Genomic DNA, 18206 nt, shown 5'->3' on the forward strand with positions numbered 1-18206 from the left:
ATTCGTCAGCCGCCCCGGGCTGCCTAAGATCCGTACACCGCCTGTCGTCATGACAGGCCCGGATCAACAGAGGCCCGAACATGATCTATGCAGCTCCCGGCACCGAAGGCGCCCTTGTCAACTTCAAACCGCGTTACGGCAACTACATCGGCGGCGAGTTCGTTGCCCCGCTGAACGGCCAGTACTTCACCAACAGCTCGCCGGTGAACGCCCAGGTCATCGCCGAATTTCCACGTTCCAGCGCCGAAGACGTCGAGCGCGCCCTGGACGCCGCCCATGCCGCTGCCGATGCCTGGGGCCGTACCAGCGTGCAGGACCGCTCGCGCATCCTGCTCAAGATTGCCGACCGTATCGAGCAGAACCTCGAAGTGCTGGCCATTGCCGAAACCTGGGACAACGGCAAGGCCATTCGCGAAACCCTGAATGCCGACGTGCCGCTGGCCGCCGATCATTTCCGTTACTTCGCCGGCTGCATCCGTGCCCAGGAAGGCAGCGCCGCCGAGATCAACGAAAACACCGCCGCCTACCACTTCCATGAACCGCTGGGCGTGGTCGGGCAGATCATTCCATGGAACTTCCCGCTGCTGATGGCCGCCTGGAAGCTCGCCCCGGCCCTGGCCGCCGGCAACTGCGTGGTGCTCAAGCCGGCTGAACAGACCCCACTGTCGATCACCGTGTTCGCCGAGCTGGTGGGCGACCTGCTGCCGCCGGGCGTGCTCAACATCGTGCAGGGCTTCGGGCGCGAGGCCGGTGAAGCGCTGGCCACCAGCAAGCGCATCGCCAAGATCGCCTTCACCGGTTCCACCCCGGTGGGCTCGCACATCATGAAGTGCGCTGCCGAGAACATCATCCCCAGCACCGTGGAACTGGGCGGCAAGTCGCCGAACATCTTCTTCGAAGACATCATGCAGGCCGAGCCGAGTTTCATCGAGAAAGCCGCCGAAGGTCTGGTGCTGGCGTTCTTCAACCAGGGCGAAGTGTGCACCTGCCCATCGCGTGCGGTGATACAGGAATCGATCTACGAGCCGTTCATGGCCGTGGTGATGAAGAAGATCGCCCAGATCAAGCGTGGCAACCCGCTGGACACCGAAACCATGGTTGGTGCCCAGGCGTCCGAGCAGCAGTACGACAAGATCCTCTCGTACCTGGACATCGCCCGCGAAGAGGGTGCGCAGGTACTGACCGGTGGCGCCAGCGAGCGCCTGGCCGGCGACCTGTCGACCGGCTACTACATCCAGCCGACCCTGCTCAAGGGCCACAACAAGATGCGCGTGTTCCAGGAAGAGATCTTCGGCCCGGTGGTGGGCGTGACCACCTTCAAGGACGAGGCCGAGGCCCTGGCCATTGCCAACGACACCGAGTTCGGCCTGGGCGCCGGGCTGTGGACCCGCGACATCAACCGTGCCTACCGCATGGGCCGTGGCATCAAGGCCGGGCGCGTGTGGACCAACTGCTACCACCTGTACCCGGCGCACGCCGCGTTCGGCGGGTACAAGAAGTCCGGCGTGGGTCGTGAAACCCACAAGATGATGCTCGACCACTACCAGCAGACCAAGAACCTGCTGGTGAGCTACGACATCAATCCGCTGGGCTTCTTCTGACGCCCGATGGCTGTGGGAAAATTTGTTCCAAAGTAGCATTCGACCTGCGCCGGCAACGGTGTATTAATAGACGCACCGCAATCCTGTGGTGCCAGAAGAGGATGGACCTATGTGGAAAAAACCCGCGTTCACTGATCTGCGTATCGGCTTTGAAGTGACCATGTACTTCGCCAGCCGTTGATCCCTCTTGCGCCGGTGCCCCAAGGCACCGGCGCTGCCTTGTGCATCCCCCCTATCGTCTGATTGCAAAACCCTCCTGATGCTTTAGGCTGGCGCTACCTTAAAAGAACAAGAAGGCGTCGCATGAGCCCGAACCTGAGCCAGTTGCGTAAATTCGTCTCTCCGGAAATCATCTTCGGTGCCGGCTGTCGGCACCATGTGGCCAATTACGCCAGGACCTTCGGCGCGCGCAAGGTACTGCTGGTCAGTGACCCTGGCGTGATCGCCGCCGGCTGGGTCGGCGACATCGAGGCCAGCCTGCAGGCGCAGGGCATCGATTACTGCCTGTACAGCGACGTGTCGCCCAACCCGCGGGTCGAAGAGGTCATGGCCGGCGCCGAGCGCTATCGCAGCGAACAGTGCGACGTGATCGTGGCCGTTGGCGGCGGCAGCCCGATGGACTGCGCCAAGGGCATCGGCATCGTGGCGGCCCACGGCCGGCACATCCTGGAGTTCGAAGGGGTCGACACCATCCGAGTGCCGAGCCCGCCGCTGATCCTGATCCCGACCACCGCCGGCACCTCGGCCGACGTGTCGCAGTTCGTGATCATCTCCAACCAGCAGGAACGCATGAAGTTCTCCATCGTCAGCAAGGCGGTGGTACCCGATGTGTCGCTGATCGACCCTGAAACCACCCTGAGCATGGACCCGTTCCTGTCGGCCTGTACCGGCATCGACGCGCTGGTGCATGCCATCGAGGCGTTCGTGTCCACCGGCCATGGGCCGCTGACCGACCCCCATGCCCTGGAGGCAATGCGCCTGATCAACGGCAACCTGGTGCAGATGATCGCCAACCCGCAGGACATCGCCCTGCGCGAGAAGATCATGCTCGGCAGCATGCAGGCCGGGCTGGCCTTCTCCAATGCCATCCTCGGGGCGGTGCACGCCATGTCCCACAGCCTGGGCGGGTTTCTCGACCTGCCCCACGGTCTGTGCAATGCGGTGCTGGTCGAGCATGTGGTGGCCTTCAACTACAGCGCCGCCCCCGATCGCTTCAAGTTGATCGCGCAGACCCTGGGTATCGATTGCCGCGGGCTGAACCACAATCAGGTCCGCCAGCGCCTGGTCGAGCACCTGATCGCGCTCAAGCACGCCGTGGGCTTTCACGAAACCCTGGCCTTGCATGGGGTGGGCAGCAGCGACATTCCGTTCCTGTCGCAGCATGCGATGGACGACCCGTGCATCCTCACCAACCCGCGGACTTCGAGCCAGCGTGATGTCGAGGTGGTGTATGGCGAGGCCCTCTGAACCTGGCGCGAATGCGCTGGCCGGGCTGCTGGGGCTGAGCAACCACACTGTTCGCAAAAGCCACTACCCGGAACTGGCGGCGCGCCTGGACGAGCTGGAAACCGAGCGCAAGCGCTATTCGTGGCTGTTCGAGCATGCGGTGCACGGCATCTTCCAGGCCAGCCTCGACGATGGCCTGCGCGCCGCCAACCCGGCGCTGGCGCGCATGCTGGGGTATGCCGACCCCCAGGCGGTGCTGTTTTCCCGGCGTGACCTGGCCAGCCACCTGTTCGTGGGCGGCCAGGCCGAGTTGCAGGACATTGCCCAGGTGCTGCAGCGCGAGCAGGCCCTGCTGGGTTACGAAACCCAGCTGCGACGCAAGGACGGCAGCAGCATCGATGTGCTGATGAACCTGTTGCTGCGCCCGGACGAGGAGGGCGTGGTCGAGGGGTTCGTCGCCGACATCACCGAGCGCAAGCTGGCGCAGGAGCGTCTGCAGCAACTCAACGACGAGCTGGAGCAGCGCGTGGCCGAGCGTACCCGCCAGCTGATGGAGGCACGCGATGCGGCCCAGGCGGCCAACCGCAGCAAGGACAAGTACCTGGCCGCCGCCAGCCACGACCTGCTGCAACCGCTCAACGCTGCACGCCTGTTGATTTCGACCCTGCGCGAGCGCCAGTTGCCGCAGGCCGAGCAATTGCTGGTGGAGCGCGCGCACCAGGCGCTGGAAGGCGCCGAAGACCTGTTGAGCGATCTGCTGGATATTTCCCGGCTCGACCAGGCGGCAATCAAGCCTGACCTTGACCTGTACCTGCTGGACGATGTGCTGGCGCCGCTGGCCTCGGAGTTCCAGCCGGTGGCGGCTGCCGAGGGCCTGGGCCTGCGTTTGCGCAGCGGGCGCCAGGTGATCCGCACCGATGTGCGGCTGCTGACGCGGATCCTGCGCAACTTCCTCAGCAACGCCTGCCGCTACACCGAACAGGGGCGCATCCTGCTGGGGGCGCGGCGGCGTGGCGACTGCCTGCGCCTGGAGGTCTGGGATACCGGGCGCGGCATTGCTGCGCAGCGCCTGCAATCGATCTTTCTCGAATTCAACCAGCTCGATGTGGGCCGCGCCGCCGATCGCAAGGGGGTGGGCCTGGGCCTGGCGATCGTCGAGCGCATTGCGCGGATCCTCGATTACCCGGTACGGGTACGCTCTTGGCCGGGGCGCGGTTCGGTGTTCAGCATCGATGTGCCGCTCTCCACCGAACGTCGTTGCCCGCCGGTGCTGGCGCCAGCACCGCTGCCGAGCGTCGGCAACCCGCTGCCGGGGCGCCGCCTGCTGGTGCTGGACAACGAACTGAGCATCCTGCAGAGCATGGCCGCCCTGCTGGCCCAGTGGGGGTGCGAGGTGCTGACCGCGACCGACCGCGAGACGGCATTTCAGGTGTTGCAGGGGCGCGCGCCGGAACTGGTGCTGGCGGACTTTCACCTGGACCACGGGGTGACCGGCTGCGAAGTGGTGCGCGACCTGCGTGAGCATTTCGCGGTGACCATACCCGCCGTGATGATTACCGCCGATCGCAGCGACCAGAGCCGCCGTGCGATGCAGCGCCTGGGCGCGCCATTGCTCAACAAGCCGGTCAAGCCGGGCAAGCTGCGTGCGGTGCTGAGCCAGCTGCTGGGCGAGGCGGGCGTGCGATAAACAGCGAGACTACCCCCGCGGACGAGTTTTTTTGCTATAAAGGCCGCCCTCAGGGGAGCGTTGACGCTCGTTCGAGGGGCATTTCGGACAAAACCACCTTCATTTGTATTGCCCCTTGCGAAACTCGGCCTTAGACTGCCGCCCCCTGTAAATTGAGTGCCGGATGGTGCTTGAAGAATTGCGCCGCCGGCGAGCTGTTCGCCGGTAGCACCCGATCGCCTAAATGCACGTATTTTTTATAGAGAAATCAATGACAAAGGAAAAGTTGCTGGCCATGCCGGCCGATGACTACATGAACGCTGAGCAGCATGCCTTTTTCACCGAGCTGTTGCAGTCGATGAAAGTGGAGATCCATGAGCGCATCGAGAAAAGTCGTGTAGCCATCGAAAGCCTGGACACCCCTGCTGATCCTGCCGACGCCGCCTCGGTCGAAGAAGAGCGTCACTGGCTGGTCAACACCATCGACCGCGACCAGCGCCTGCTGCCCCAGCTGGAAATTGCCCTGGGCCGCATCAAGGACGACAGCTTCGGCTGGTGTGAAGACAGCGGCGAGCCGATCGGCCTCAAGCGCCTGCTGATCAGCCCCACCACCAAGTACTGCATCGAGGCGCAAGAGCGCCACGAGCAGCTCGACAAGCACCAGCGTCAGGCCTGACGCCCGCTGTCGTACCAGCAAGCCCCGGGTTCACAGCCCGGGGCTTTTGCGTTTCTTTGCCTTGCATCAAGCAGGAGGGTCTTACATCCAACGAAGCATGGATAATGGCCTTGTAGTGGCGTTTAATGGGGGCACAATAACGACACTGCGGGAACCATTGTTATGATGCGAGAAGGATCTCTGCCTGGCACGCTGGTGCCGCTGCAAGGTACGTCCACTGGCGCCCGGCGCTGGTCGGGCACGGCGCTGCAAAGCCTGGTGCTGGTGGTGTTGCTCAGTGCCATGGCGTTTGCCGATGTGTCCTTCTACCTGTGTCTGCCATTGGCCTTGCTGGCCCTGTGGCTGCCGTTGATGCGCAAGCGGCCGGCCGAGGTGGTGAGCGAGCAGGACCCGCTGGGCGACCTGACCCGTGACCTGGCCCAGGCCACCAGCCACAACGCGCTGTCTGCCGCTGGCGTTGCCCATGCGGTGCAGCAACTGGCCGACAAGCTGCAATCGCAACTGGTGTCGGCGGCGCAGATCGTCAGCAGTGCCGAAGTCATGATCGGTACCGAGAAAGCCACTTCGCAGCTCAGCCAGCAGGCCCTGGGTGCGGCCCGCGAGGCCCACCACAGCAGTGCTGCCGGCAGAACGGTGCTGGCCGAGTCGATCCAGCGCATGCACCAGCTCAGCGCCCGTGCCAACGACAGCCGCGAACTGATCGAGGCGCTGCACCAGCGCAGCGAAGACATCGCCCGGGTTACCCTGGTGATCCAGACCATCGCCAGCCAGACCAACCTGCTTGCATTGAACGCGGCCATCGAGGCCGCGCGCGCCGGCGAACATGGTCGTGGCTTTGCCGTGGTGGCCGATGAGGTGCGTGGCCTGGCCGGACGTACCGCCAGTGCCACCGAGGAGGTCGGCCTGATGGTGGCCGATATCCAGCAGCGTACCGCCCAGGTGGTGGAGCAGATCCGTGAGTTGTCCGATGACCTGCACCAGGGGGTGGACCAGGTCGAGCACACCGGCGAGCAACTGGACGCCATCGCCGGGCTCGCCGCTGGCGTCGAGCAGCAGATCGATGCGATCGCTGCCGGTACCGAGACCAACCGTACTCAGCTCGACAGCCTGTTCCAGGCCGTGGCGCAGATGCGCAGCGACCTGGTGGTGAGCGACCAGCAGACCCAGCGCCTGGCCCAGGCAGCCGTGCAGATGGAAGGTCAGGCCGAGCGTATCAGCGAGCGTCTGGCCGAGGTGGGGCTGGATGACTACCACCAGCGCGTATACGACCTTGCCCGCCAGGGGGCCCAGAAAATTGCCGAACGCTTCGAGGCCGACATCGCCCAGGGGCGCATCAGCGTCGATGCTCTGTTCGATCGCCAGTATCAGTTGCTGCCCGGTACCCGCCCGGCCCGTTACCGCACGCGTTTTGACGACTACACCGACCAGGTACTGCCCGCGATCCAGGAGCCGCTGCTGGCCCAGCATGAAGGCCTGGTGTTCGCCATTGCCTGTACCCAGCAGGGCTATGTGCCGACCCACAACAACGCCTTCAGCCAGCCACTGACCGGCGACGAGGCGACCGATACCGCGCACAACCGCAGCAAGCGCAAGTTCGACGACCGCACCGGTATCCGTTGCGGCAGCCATCAGCAACCGGTGCTGCTGCAGACCTATACCCGTGACACGGGCGAGTTGATGCATGACCTGTCGGTGCCGATCCAGGTACAGGGGCGCCACTGGGGTGGCTTGCGCCTGGGCTATCGACCCCAGCACAGCGTGATTTCCTGAGCCGGATTTGTTGCACTTGATGCAAAACAGCTATGCCGGGGATAGCTTTTTCCCGCAAGGGGCAGGGGTTTATCATCGCCTCATCGTTAGGCTGCTAATTAAATTCCGGAGGGAATCATGCAGTGCAAGGTCGATGTGGCGGTGATGATCGGCAGTGGCGTTCCCATTTCGCTGCGTTCGGTGGGCATGCGCGTGTGCTGGGTGGTGCTGGTCAACGGTGAGCGCAGAGGCACCGCGTTCGCCAGCCGTGACGAGGCACACGCCTGTCGCGCCGCCTGGCTGGCACAGTTCGATGTGCAGGGGCTGGACGCCTGTCAGGCCGGGTAGGCGCGGGGCCTGGCCTCGAGGGTCCTTGCCAGGGCGCAGGCCTCCCCGTGATGTCGGCGAAAGCCTTTCACCCGGCCCGTGGCAGACTCCGTGATATGGAAAAAACCGACGCCAGCCGGCACTACAATGTAGCGCGGCCGGGTTTTGCCGGATGCGCTCCCGATATTTTTTGATACTTCTAGTGTATTGCCCACTCGACGTGTTTCGGTGTTTTCGTGCATATTCGCTTCCCTGTGCAGTGAACATGTTCGTCCAGAGGTCCTTCGTTCTGGGATCTTTCTTTCAGCTATCGCATTTTTTCAGCGAGCACGCTGTCAGAGAAATCGGTTGCACTTTGGGAAATGGCTGTTTGTAGCCGCCGGTTATCAACTGGCAGGGCACGACGTGTTTTCCTTCGCAGCCTGGTGTCTGTGCGTACGAACAACCCTGGCACTGATCCACTAGTCTTTCAGACTTCAAATTGAAAACCGGGACCTTCGCGGCGCAGTGCCGCCTGCGAGGTGGCGGGGTGATGCTGGTTTTGAGGAATTAATCATTGGCAGTCAGTAATCTGGATATGCACGCCCTCTTCGTGTTGGGCGACCTGCGGGCCAAGTTGGTCAAACAGTTTCAATCGCGCTTCGTCTACGTGACCGAACAAAGTGCCGAAGGTATCTACCTTGCCGAGATCGATACCGAAGAGGCCCTGGTGGTCGATGACAAACAGCGGCTCGAACTGAAAGTGGGCGATCACTTTCGGGCGGCGGTATTGCCCAGCCGCGAAGGTGGCAAGTTGGAGATCCGCTTTCGCGACATCAAGCTGACCGTCTACGAACTGGGCGATTATGCGTTCGTGACCGTGCCCGAAGGGCATGGCATCGTGTTCCGCGAAGGGCAGACCGTGGTGATGGTGTTTGCTGCCCACGAGCAGATCAAGGAAGGCCTGACCAAGACCCTTAAGGCTGCCACGGCCAAGGCCGCCAAATGGCGCAAGGGCGAACTGACCTTCAAGGCCAGCGAGTGAGCAGTACCGCTGCGGCGTCGGGGCGTGCGCGCTTCCACGCCGAGCATCAGGCCCGCGCCCAGGCCCAGGCCCTGGAGTGGCTGGCACAACGCGCGGTGCTGCAGGGCGCCTGGTTGAACTGGGTGGCAGGGCAGCTGTATCAGCTGAGCCCGCCGGAATATGCGGCAATGGTGCGCCGCGAGCTGCAGGTGTTGGCAGCTCGATAGGGCCAGGAGTCAGTGCCCGGTATCGCGCCCGCGGCCACTGCTGACCTCTTCGGGCACGTCATCCCCGGCCATGCGCTTGCGAAACAACCCGGCCCGCGCCAGCAGCAGGGTGGTCACCGGCACGGTGATCGACAGCAGGATCGGGATCAGCCAGGCGTGCAGTACGGGCGAGTGCTTGAGGCCGGAAAAGTACAGGATCGAAGCCATGGCCACGCACCAGGTGCCGAAGGTCGACGCCAGGGCGGGCGGGTGCATGCGCTGGAAGAAGGTCTTCAGGCGCAGCAGGCCTACCGCGCCGCTCAGGGCGAACAGGCTGCTGACGACCAGCAGCACAGCCGTGACCACTTCAAGCCAGAACGGCAATTCGACGGTCGAGTTCATTCGATCACCTCGCCACGCAGCAGGAATTTGGCCAGGGCAAACGAGCCGACAAAGCCGAACAGGGCTATCAGCAGCGCACCTTCGAAGTAGGTGTCGCTGGCGTAGCGGATACCCAGCACCAGCATCATCAGCATGGCCAGAATGTACAGGTAGTCCAGCGCCAGTACCCGGTCCTGTGCCGAAGGGCCCTTGAACAGGCGCACCAGGGTCAGGGCCATGGCCAGGGCAAAGATGAACAGGCTGGCGAGAATGGCGTTGGCGAGCAGGCCAGTCATTCGAAAATCTCCATCAGCGGACGTTCGTAGGTGTGCTTGAAGTGGTCGATGAACTGCGTTTCATCGTCCAGATCGAAGACATGCAGCAGCAGGATGCTGCGGTCCAGCGCCAGCTCCGACCAGATGGTGCCGGGAATGACCGTGGTGATCATCGACAGCGCCGCCAGGCCATGGGCATCGCGCAGGTCCAGCGGAATACGGATGAAGCGCGAGCGTGGCGGCCGGCCACCGGCCTGCCATACGCTACGGGCAACCTGCAGGTTGGACATCACCACATCGCCCCCCACTCGCAGAATCAGCCGCACGATGGTGCCCGGCTTGCGTATGCGCACCGGTAGCGGACGCAGCGGCGCCATCAGGATGGGTGCCAGGATTGCCAGCAGTGCGCCAAGCAGCAGGTTGCCGGCACTCAGCGAGAGGTTGAGCAGCAACCACAACCCCCAGAGCGAAAGCGACAGCAGTGGCGCGGGAAACAGGCGCTTCATGGCTGCACCTGCCCGGCAATCGCCTCGCTGGTGGGGCCGGGCACCGGTCGCGTGCCGAGTACCGCATTGACGTAGCTGGCAGGGTCCTTGAGCCCGGCTGCCGTGTCCTGGGTGTAGCGCAGCAGTGGTTCGGCGCGCACGCTCAGCAGTACGCACAGCCCCAGCAGCAGCACGATGGGAATGCACTCATTGCGCCGTAGCAACGGCGAGGGGCGCTCCTGCGGGGTCCAGAAGCGCTGGATGCCGACACGGGTCAAGGCGATCAGCGATGCCAGGCCCGAGAGCACCAGCAAGGCCACCAGGCCCCAGCCGGCTGCGGACAGCGGCTGGTCGACCGGCACGCCCAGGCCGTTAGGGTTGAACAGGGCGCTGATCAGGCTCAGCTTGCCGATGAAACCGGACAGCGGCGGCATGCCGATGATCAGCAGCGCGCAGGCGATGAAACTCAAGCCCAGGAATGCCATGGTCCAGGGAATCACCTGGCCGATCACCGCCTTCTGTTCATCGTCCAGGTTGATGCCCTTGGGCGGCTGCAGCGATTCCAGGGGCGAGGGCAGCGCATCGGTGTCGTCTTCCAGCGGGATCTCGTTGGCCGAGCGCGAGCGCTCGATCAGCTCGGCCAGCAGGAACAGCGCGCACAAGGCCAGGGTGGAGCTCACCAGGTAGAACAGTGCGGCGGCGGTCAGCGCCGCCTGGCCGAAGCCGATGGCGGCCAGCAAGGTGCCGGCCGAGACCAGGATGCTCAGGCTGGCCATGCGCTCCAGGCGTTGCGCCGCCAGGATCGACAGCGCCGCGCAGCCCAGGGTGGCCAGGCCACCGATGACCAGCCACTCGCCGCCGAAGAACGCCGAAGCGCCGGCCTGACCGGAGAACAGCAAGGTCCACAGGCGCAGCACGGTATAGGTGCCCACCTTGGTCATGATCGCGAACAGTGCGGCAACCGGGGCGCTGGCCGACGAGTAGGCCGGGACCAGCCAGAAGTTGAGCGGCCAGATACCCGCCTTGGCCAGAAAGGCCGTGGCCAGAATCGCCGCGCCGGCATGCAGCAGGCCGCGGTCGGCCTCGGGCACCAGTGGAATCTTCAGGGCCAGGTCAGCCATGTTCAGGGTACCGGTGACCCCGTAGAGCATCGCCGCCCCCACCAGGAACAGCGAGGAAGCGAGCAGGTTGATGGCAATGTAGTGCAGGCCGGCCTTGACCCGCGCACGACCCGAGCCATGCAGGATCAGGCCGTAGGAGGCGGCCAGCAGCACTTCGAAGAACACGAACAGGTTGAACAGGTCGGCCGTCAGGAAGGCGCCGTACAGGCCCATCAGCTGGATCTGGAACAGGGCGTGGAAGCTGGCGCCTGCGCGGTCCCAGCGCGCGGTGGCGAACACCAGCGCGCTGACCCCGACGATGCCGGTGAGTACCAGCATCAGTGCCGAAAGGCGGTCGAGTACCAGCACGATGCCGAAAGGTGCCTGCCAGTTGCCCGGCAGGTACACGCCAATCGAGCTGGCCTGGCCCTGCTCCTGCACCCACAGCAGCAGGCAGATCGAAATACCCAGCCCGGCCAGGCTGGAGATCAGGTTGATGCGGGCCTTGAGCGGCCGGCGCTTTTCGCCCAGCAGCAGCATCAGTGCGGCGGTCAGCAGCGGCAGCAGAATGGGCGCGACGATCAGTTGGTTCATCACACTCATTCTTTAGGCTCCCGGCCATCCACGTGGTCGGTGCCGGTCAGCCCGCGCGAAGCCAGCAGCACCACCAGGAACAAGGCGGTCATGGCGAAGCTGATGACGATGGCCGTCAGTACCAGTGCCTGGGGCAACGGGTCGGTGTAATGGAGCAGGTCCTGGGGTACGCCGTCCTTGATGATCGGCTCCTTGCCGATGAACAGGCTGCCCATGCTGAAGATGAACAGGTTGACGCCGTACGACAGCAGACACAGGCCCATCACCACCTGGAAGGTTCGTGGGCGCAGGATCAGCCACACGCCTGACGCGGCGAGCACACCGATGGCAATTGCAATCACTTCTTCCATCAGGCGGCTCCCGGGTTGACGGTGGGTTTGGGCTGGCTGCTCGGCCGGTGGCTGCGCACCGACTGGTGGGCCAGTGCGGTGAGGATCAGCAGCGTGGACCCGACCACCACGGTAAAGATGCCCGTGTCGAAGAACAGGGCGCTGGCGACATGGATGTCGCCCAGTATCGGCAGGTCAAGGTGCGCGGTATGCGTGGTCAGGAACGGGTAGCCGAGCAGCATCGCCCCGGCCCCGGTGAGGGTTGCCAGCAGCAGGCCGGTGCCCATCCAGCGCAGCGGACGCAGGCTCATCTGGGCTTCCACCCACTGGGTGCCGGCGACCATGTACTGAAGGATGAACGCCACCGACATCACCAGGCCGGCGACGAAGCCGCCACCGGGCTGGTTGTGGCCGCGCATGAACAGGTACATCGAGATCACCAGCGCGATCGGCAGCAGCAGTCGCACCAGCGCGGCGGGCACCATCATGAAGCCCAGCGCGGTATCGGCGGCCTGACGCGGGTTGACCAGGTCGGTGACCACGTCCGGCGCCAGCAGGCGCTGCTGGGCAGGTAGCTGGATGCTCTCCTTGGGCGGGCGGAAGCGGCGCAGCAGGGCAAACACGCTCAGTGCCACGGCCACCAGTACGGTGATTTCACCCAGGGTATCGAAGCCGCGGAAGTCAACCAGCATCACGTTGACCACGTTGGTGCCGCCACCCTCGGGCAGCGCCCGGCTCAGGTAGAAGGAAGAAATCACGTTGGGTGTCGGGCGGGTCAGCATTGCGTACGACAGCAAGGCCATGCCACCGCCGACCAGCACCGCCAGCAGCAGGTCGCGCAGGCGGCGTGCCACAGCGCGCTCCTTGCTGCCGGGCAGGGGCGAGATGTCTTCGATACGCCGTGGCAGCCAGCGCAGGCCCAGCAGGATCAGCACCGTGGTGACCACTTCGACCACCAGTTGGGTGAGTGCCAGGTCCGGCGCCGAGAACCAGACGAAGGTGATGCAGGTCATCAGGCCGCAGACGCTGACCATGGTCAGGGCCGCCAGCCGGTGGTACTTGGCCTGCCACGCAGCGCCGATGGCACAGATGATCGCGATCAGCCAGAGCATCACGAATACACCTGAGCCCGGGATCTTGGGCCGGTCGCCCCAGCTCAACCCGGTTTGCAGCATGGGCAGCACGCCGGCGAGCAGGGCGATGAGCACCAGCATGAACAGCTGCTTCTGCAGGCGGCGGGTGGTGAACAGGCGCTCGAAGCGGCGCGCCACACGCATCAGCAGCACCTGGCCGTGTTCGAAGAGGCGCTTGCCATTGAACAGCTCGATCAGCGGCGGGTAGAGGAAGCGCCCGCGCTTGAGCTGATTGCGCAGCACCAGGTAGAGCACCACGCCGCCGCACATGGCGATCAGGCTCATGATCAGTGGTGCATTCCAGCCGTGCCAGATGGCCAGGCTGTACTCGGGCAGCGTGCCACCCACCACCGGCAGTGCGGCAGCGGCCAGCAGCGGGCCCACCGACTGGGCAGGGAAGATACCCACCACCAGGCAGGTCAGCACCAGCAATTCGACCGGCGCGCGCATCCAGCGCGGCGGCTCGTGGGGGGTATGGGGCAGGTCGGTGGCCGGCGGGCCGAAAAACACGTCGACGGTGAAGCGCAGCGCATAGGCGACGCTGAAGGTGCCCGCCAGGGTCGCGATGATCGGCAAGGTGGTTTCGACCCAGGCCGTGGAACTGATGAACACGGTTTCGGCGAAGAACATTTCCTTGGACAGAAAGCCGTTCATCAAGGGTACGCCGGCCATCGAGGCACTGGCGACCATGGCCAGGGTGGCGGTGAACGGGATCAGCCGGAACAGCCCGCTGAGCTTGCGGATATCGCGGGTGCCGCTTTCATGGTCGATGATGCCGGCGGCCATGAACAGCGAGGCCTTGAAGGTGGCATGGTTGAGAATGTGGAACACCGCCGCTACCGCTGCCAGCGGGCTGTTCAGGCCCAGCAGCAGGGTGATCAGGCCCAGGTGGCTGATGGTCGAGTAGGCCAGCAGGCCCTTGAGGTCGTTCTGGAACATGGCCGCATAGGCGCCCAGCAGCAGGGTGCAGGCCCCTGCGCCGCTGACGATCCAGAACCATTCTTCGCTGCCGGCCAGCGACGGCCATAGCCGGGCCAGCAGGAACACCCCGGCCTTGACCATGGTGGCCGAGTGCAGATAGGCCGAGACCGGCGTGGGCGCGGCCATGGCGTGGGGAAGCCAGAAGTGGAAGGGGAATTGAGCGCTCTTGGTCAGGGCGCCGAGCAGGATAAGGGGAAGCAGAATGGGGTAGAGGGCATGACTGCGAATCAGGTCACCGGCGGCCAGGACCTTGTCCAGGTCATAGCTGCCCACCACATGGCCGAGCAGCAGTACCCCCGCCAGCAGGCACAAGCCACCGGCCCCGGTGACCATCAGCGCCATATAGGCGCCGCGCCGTGCATCGGCACGGTGGTGCCAGTAACCGATCAGCAGGAACGAGAACAGGCTGGTCAGTTCCCAGAAGAACACCATCTGGATCAGGTTGCCAGAGATCACCAGGCCCAGCATGGCACCCATGAACGCCAGGAAAAACGCGAAGAAACGCGGAACCGGGTCCTGGGGTGACATGTAGTAGCGCGCATACAGCGACACCAGGGTGCCGATGCCCAGCACCAGCAGCGAGAACAGCCAGGCGAACCCGTCCATGCGCAGCACGAGATTGAAGCCCAGGCTCGGCAGCCACAGAAATTCTTCACGGATGACGCCGCCATCGGCAATTTGCGGGTACAGGAGTGCGACCTGCACGGTACCGACCAGCGCGACAAGGCCGGCCAGAAGTGATTCGCTGTTACGCGCGTTGTGCGGCAGTACAGCCGCCAGACAGCTGCCAACAAACGGCAGAAGCAGTAGAACTATCAAGGACATAGATTTCTAATCTGCAGAGGTTTGTAAGGGATCATACGTGGCGCCCCGTCGATCACCAACACGCAAGCTGTCGCAGAATCCTACTTTTGCGCCTCATCAACGCGTTTTTTTATAACAGTTTTTTACAAGAATTGTGCCGCTATTGCAGATTACCGGTCCGTTTGTTGCACCTGTTGATCGTCATCACTGGCGCCGAGGGGCTCGCCACGACGTTTGATCTTCAGTTCGCTGACCACCACCGCGATCACGATCAGTAGCCCGCCGAGCAGTGCGATGCCCGGCAGACGCTCGCCCGCCAGGCGGCCGACGATACCGGCCCATACCGGCTCTGCAGCGTAGATCAGCGTAGCCCGGGTGGGCGAGACTGATTGCTGGGCCCAGTTCATTGCCACCTGGATCACCGCACTCATGGCGCCCAGGCCGACGGCACTACCCAGCAGCAGCCAGGAAAAGTCCGGCAGGGCTTCCCGGGTGGGCACCACCATCATGAACGACAGCGCCGACGCGGTAGCCAGTTGCACCACGGTCACGCGGCGCACGTCGACCTTGCCGGCATAGTTGCTGATCAGAATGATCTCGGCTGCGATTGCCACGGCGCCGATCAGCGTGGCGATTTCGCCGGGGCTGAACTGCAGCGAGCTGCCACTGGGGCCGGCCACCAGCATTAGTCCGGCGAACGCCAGGCCAATGCCCAGGCTCGGCATCAGCCCCGGGCGCCGGCCCAGCACCAGCCACTGCAGCAGCGGTACAAAAGGTACGTACAAGGCGGTGATGAATGCCGACTGGCTACTGGTGATGGTTTGCAGGCCCACGGTCTGCAGGCCGTAGCCCAGCATGATCGAGGCGCCGATCAGCACGCCGGCCTTGACTTCGAACCAGGTCAGGCCGGACAGCGCACGCGCACTGAACGCTCCGACAAACAGCGCCGCCGCTGCAAAGCGCAGGCCGACGAAGAACATCGGGCCGCTGACGGTCATCACGTTATGCACCAGCAGAAAAGTGGCGCCCCAGAGCATGGTGATGAACACCAGCACCAGTTCGGCCTTGCTCAGGCGCAATGAAAGGAAGAGGGATCGGGCAGTGGTCGGCGAGGTCATGGGCTTGCACACGTGGGGCGAGCGACGCACAATGCGTCGGAAGGTGGGCAGTATACTGCGCATGCCATGTGAGTGAGCAATATAGTGCACAAAGATTCCAGTCAGCGGGCCTCCGTGCTTCAGCACGTGAGCCAGAATATCCGGCGCCTGCGCCATGCGGCAGAGCTGAGCCAGAGCGCCCTTGCAGAAAAATCCGGTGTCAGCCGACGCATGCTGGTGGCAATAGAAGCGGGTGAAAAGAATGTCAGCCTGACCACCCTCGACCTGATCGCCGAGGCCTTGTCGGTGGCGTTCAGCGACCTGATCCAGGCACCTGACAGCCGTGACCCTGATCGCATCAACGAACTGGCCTGGGCCGGTGTGCACCCCGGCAGCAAGGCCGTGTTGCTGGCAAGTTCCAGGGCCAGCCGCGAGGTGGAGTTGTGGGAGTGGCGCCTGGAGCCGGGCGAGGTGTACCCGGCCGAGGCCGATTTCGACGGCTGGAGCGAACAGATCTACGTGTTCGAGGGGCGCCTTACCCTGGTGATAGAAACGCAGGAATATGTGCTGGCGGCTGGCGATTTCTACAGCTTCGCCAGCAACCGCATGCATGCCTACCGCAACGATGGCGACGTGGCGACGCGCTTCGTGCGCAACGTGGTGATCTGAAGGCCTGTCAGCGCCGATTGGCGTCAAGCCACTCCTGGGTGGAGACCACCTGCGCGTAGGCGAAGGCCAGCGACGCCATGTACGCCGCGTGGGCCTGGGCCGCCGGTACGACCACGCCGTTGAATTCCAGGTCGCGGGTGGCGCAGGCATCGTGCACCACCGTGGTGCCATAGCCCATGTCCGAGGCGGCCCGGGCGGCGGCATCGATGCACATGTGGCTCATGCTGCCGACCAGGGTCAGGCCGGTAATCTTGTGCTGGTCGAGCAGGGCCTTGAGGTCGGTGCCCAGAAAGCTGTTGACGTTGTGCTTGAGCACCACCGGCTCGCCCTCGCGAGCGGCTGCTTTCGGATGAATCTGCGCGCCTTCGGAGCCCGGAGTGAAGAAAGGTGCATCGGCGGACTCGAACTCATGACGTACATGGACCACCAGGTCGCCGTTTTCGCGGGCGGCCTGGATGATCCGTGCGGCGTTGTCGGCGGCCGCATCGGCGCCGTGCAGCGTCCATTTGCCGCCGGGGAAGTAGTCGTTCTGGATGTCGACGATGATCAGTGCCTGTTTGCTCATGGTGCAGTCCTTCAGGAGAATGGTTGTGACGTGCTGATAGTTATAGGCTTGTGCGACAGGCTTGCGCATTGGCGCGACCGACAAATTGGCGGGAAAAACTGACAATGGATGCAATCGGCGATCAGGTCGAGATCGGTATTCTGGTTTACCCAGGTGCCCAGATGGCGGCAGTGCACGGCCTGACCGACCTGTTCGCGGTAGCCAACCGCATGGCCGCCGACCTCGGGGCGCGACGCAGCCCGCTGCTGCGGGTGTGCCACTGGGCCGAGGTGCCGGGACAGCCGCTGGCGGTGAGCTTCGACAGTCACCCGCAGGCGCATCACCGCCCACGAGTGATGATCATCCCGCCCAGCCTGACCGAGGAGCCGGGCCCCGAACTGATCGAACGTTTCTGCAACGACCTGCGTCAGTGGCACCGCGAAGGCGCGCTGCTGGTGTCGGTGTGTGTCGGGGTGTTCTTCATTGCCGCCAGCGGCCTGCTCGACGGTCGCTCCGCCACAACTCACTGGAATTTTGCCCAATCGCTGGCCGAGCGCTTTCCCCTGGTCAAGGTCGAGGCCAACCTGCCGTTGCTGGAAGATGGCGACATCATTACCTCGGCCGGATTGATGGCCTGGACCGAGTTGGGGCTCAAGCTGGTCGAGCGCTTCCAGGGGCAGACCCTGGCGGCTGAGACGGCGCGATTTCTCGCGGTGGCGCCAGTGCATGCCATGCCTGGGCCGGGCAGCGTGTTCAGCCCGCGCCTGGACCATGGCGACGAAGCGGTGCTCAAGGTGCAGCACTGGCTGCAGAGCACGGGGGCGCGGGAGGTCAACCTGGCCTTGATGGCCGACTGCGCAGGGCTCGAGCAGCGCACCTTCCTGCGGCGTTTTCGCAGCGCCACCGGCCTCAAACCCACCGAGTACTGTCAGCAGGTGAGGGTAGGGCGCGCTTGCCGGATGCTCGAGTTCACCAACCGCAGCATCGACCAGATCGCCTGGGGTGTTGGCTACCAGGACCCTGGTGCGTTTCGCAAGGTCTTCCACAAGGTCACAGGGCTTGCGCCAGGCGAGTACCGCAAGCACGTGGTCGGTCCTGCGGGCTGATCCTCCTTTGGTACCGCACCGCTGCCCTTGCGGT

At 64.2% G+C, this 18206-nt stretch carries 19 protein-coding genes; 11 read left to right on the plus strand and 8 right to left on the minus strand.

Annotated features, from left to right (window positions below; all coding sequences use genetic code 11):
* Window positions 1-80 precede the first annotated feature (80 nt).
* The 9 genes from N0B28_RS09470 (at window position 81) to N0B28_RS09510 (ending at window position 8695) form a co-directional block, all read left to right on the plus strand.
* Window positions 81-1601, plus strand: coding sequence for an aldehyde dehydrogenase family protein (locus tag N0B28_RS09470; protein WP_043860112.1), 1521 nt, complete (start codon window positions 81-83; stop codon window positions 1599-1601).
* A 109-nt stretch (window positions 1602-1710) separates the two neighbouring features.
* Window positions 1711-1782: a pyrroloquinoline quinone precursor peptide PqqA gene (gene pqqA, locus N0B28_RS09475; protein ID WP_020289857.1), complete on the plus strand. Its 72-nt coding sequence runs from the start codon at window positions 1711-1713 to the stop codon at window positions 1780-1782.
* A 122-nt stretch (window positions 1783-1904) separates the two neighbouring features.
* Window positions 1905-3068 (plus strand): alcohol dehydrogenase-like regulatory protein ErcA, encoded by a 1164-nt coding sequence (ercA, locus tag N0B28_RS09480; protein WP_043860111.1) that lies wholly within the window; start codon window positions 1905-1907, stop codon window positions 3066-3068.
* Window positions 3052-4734, plus strand: coding sequence for a NahK/ErcS family hybrid sensor histidine kinase/response regulator (locus N0B28_RS09485; protein ID WP_275731581.1), 1683 nt, complete (start codon window positions 3052-3054; stop codon window positions 4732-4734). The genes ercA and N0B28_RS09485 overlap by 17 nt, the downstream gene beginning before the upstream one ends.
* A gap of 250 nt (window positions 4735-4984) precedes the next feature.
* Entirely contained in the window at window positions 4985-5389 is a 405-nt protein-coding gene (locus tag N0B28_RS09490) for a TraR/DksA C4-type zinc finger protein (protein ID WP_043860109.1), read from the plus strand.
* Between the two features lie 162 nt (window positions 5390-5551).
* Complete coding sequence (locus N0B28_RS09495; protein ID WP_043860108.1) at window positions 5552-7159, plus strand: methyl-accepting chemotaxis protein; 1608 nt, start codon at window positions 5552-5554, stop codon at window positions 7157-7159.
* 117 nt (window positions 7160-7276) lie between these two features.
* A complete protein-coding gene (locus N0B28_RS09500) occupies window positions 7277-7486 on the plus strand; it encodes a hypothetical protein (protein ID WP_058540601.1) in 210 nt (69 codons plus the stop codon).
* A 535-nt stretch (window positions 7487-8021) separates the two neighbouring features.
* A complete protein-coding gene (locus N0B28_RS09505) occupies window positions 8022-8489 on the plus strand; it encodes a hypothetical protein (RefSeq protein ID WP_043860106.1) in 468 nt (155 codons plus the stop codon).
* A complete protein-coding gene (locus N0B28_RS09510; protein ID WP_235384112.1) occupies window positions 8486-8695 on the plus strand; it encodes a hypothetical protein in 210 nt (69 codons plus the stop codon). Before N0B28_RS09505 ends, N0B28_RS09510 begins: the two co-directional genes overlap by 4 nt.
* A gap of 9 nt (window positions 8696-8704) precedes the next feature.
* Here N0B28_RS09510 and N0B28_RS09515 read toward each other — a convergent pair whose 3' ends face one another.
* The 7 genes from N0B28_RS09515 to N0B28_RS09545 all read right to left on the minus strand — a co-directional run bounded on the left by N0B28_RS09515 (window position 8705) and on the right by N0B28_RS09545 (window position 15874).
* Window positions 8705-9076, minus strand: a complete 372-nt coding sequence (locus N0B28_RS09515; protein ID WP_043860104.1) for a Na+/H+ antiporter subunit G — start codon at window positions 9074-9076, stop codon at window positions 8705-8707.
* Window positions 9073-9351 (minus strand): K+/H+ antiporter subunit F, encoded by a 279-nt coding sequence (locus tag N0B28_RS09520; RefSeq protein ID WP_043860103.1) that lies wholly within the window; start codon window positions 9349-9351, stop codon window positions 9073-9075. The genes N0B28_RS09515 and N0B28_RS09520 overlap by 4 nt, the downstream gene beginning before the upstream one ends.
* The gene (locus N0B28_RS09525) at window positions 9348-9836 is read right to left on the minus strand and encodes a Na+/H+ antiporter subunit E (RefSeq protein WP_043860102.1); all 489 of its coding nucleotides are present in this window, start codon (window positions 9834-9836) and stop codon (window positions 9348-9350) included. The genes N0B28_RS09520 and N0B28_RS09525 overlap by 4 nt, the downstream gene beginning before the upstream one ends.
* A complete protein-coding gene (locus N0B28_RS09530; protein ID WP_043860101.1) occupies window positions 9833-11518 on the minus strand; it encodes a monovalent cation/H+ antiporter subunit D in 1686 nt (561 codons plus the stop codon). Before N0B28_RS09530 ends, N0B28_RS09525 begins: the two co-directional genes overlap by 4 nt.
* Window positions 11515-11859, minus strand: coding sequence for a Na+/H+ antiporter subunit C (locus N0B28_RS09535; RefSeq protein ID WP_007986256.1), 345 nt, complete (start codon window positions 11857-11859; stop codon window positions 11515-11517). The genes N0B28_RS09530 and N0B28_RS09535 overlap by 4 nt, the downstream gene beginning before the upstream one ends.
* Window positions 11859-14777 (minus strand): monovalent cation/H+ antiporter subunit A, encoded by a 2919-nt coding sequence (locus N0B28_RS09540; protein ID WP_054915726.1) that lies wholly within the window; start codon window positions 14775-14777, stop codon window positions 11859-11861. Before N0B28_RS09540 ends, N0B28_RS09535 begins: the two co-directional genes overlap by 1 nt.
* A gap of 149 nt (window positions 14778-14926) precedes the next feature.
* Window positions 14927-15874 (minus strand): DMT family transporter, encoded by a 948-nt coding sequence (locus N0B28_RS09545; RefSeq protein ID WP_078480523.1) that lies wholly within the window; start codon window positions 15872-15874, stop codon window positions 14927-14929.
* Between the two features lie 84 nt (window positions 15875-15958).
* Here N0B28_RS09545 and N0B28_RS09550 point away from each other — a divergent pair, with 84 nt between their 5' ends.
* Complete coding sequence (locus tag N0B28_RS09550) at window positions 15959-16522, plus strand: XRE family transcriptional regulator (RefSeq protein WP_058540604.1); 564 nt, start codon at window positions 15959-15961, stop codon at window positions 16520-16522.
* 7 nt (window positions 16523-16529) lie between these two features.
* On the opposite strand, the gene N0B28_RS09555 is transcribed toward N0B28_RS09550, so the two are convergent.
* On the minus strand, window positions 16530-17087 hold the full coding sequence (locus N0B28_RS09555) for a cysteine hydrolase family protein (protein ID WP_054915728.1): 558 nt from the start codon (window positions 17085-17087) through the stop codon (window positions 16530-16532).
* Between the two features lie 104 nt (window positions 17088-17191).
* Between N0B28_RS09555 and N0B28_RS09560 the strand changes: the two genes are divergently transcribed.
* Entirely contained in the window at window positions 17192-18172 is a 981-nt protein-coding gene (locus N0B28_RS09560; protein WP_058540605.1) for a GlxA family transcriptional regulator, read from the plus strand.
* Window positions 18173-18206: the final 34 nt, after the last annotated feature.

Origin of the sequence: Pseudomonas sp. SD17-1 (genome assembly GCF_029201585.1) — a bacterium.
Classification (GTDB): domain Bacteria; phylum Pseudomonadota; class Gammaproteobacteria; order Pseudomonadales; family Pseudomonadaceae; genus Aquipseudomonas; species Aquipseudomonas palmensis.